The following is a 299-nucleotide window of genomic DNA, read 5'->3' on the forward strand; positions in this document are numbered from 1 at the left end:
GTTGATGGAAAGCGGTCGCCCAATAGGGGGAAAGTACAACTTTGATAAACAAAATCGTCGCCCTTGGTCTCCCACCGAGCAGGTTCCTACCCCTCGAGCGTTTAGGTCAGATAAGTTAACCCAGGAGGTGCTGCACTTAGTGAGTCAGGAATTTTCCGACAACCCTGGGAAACTCGAACACTTCAACTATGCGGTATGCCGTGAACAGGCGCTACTAGCATTGGACGATTTTATTCAAAACCGGCTAGCAAAATTTGGCGACTATCAGGACGCCTTAGCCGACAACCAACCAGCGGTGT

Annotated in this window: 1 protein-coding gene; it reads left to right on the top strand. The window is 50.2% G+C overall.

Annotation, left to right across the window (positions count from 1 at the left end; translation table 11 throughout):
• Positions 1-4: 4 nt before the first annotated feature.
• On the top strand, positions 5-299 hold a 295-nt coding region (locus J0A66_RS23910; protein WP_369127394.1), incomplete at its 3' end, for a cryptochrome/photolyase family protein.

It is taken from the genome of Bowmanella dokdonensis (genome assembly GCF_017254865.1).
Taxonomy (GTDB): domain Bacteria; phylum Pseudomonadota; class Gammaproteobacteria; order Enterobacterales; family Alteromonadaceae; genus Bowmanella; species Bowmanella dokdonensis.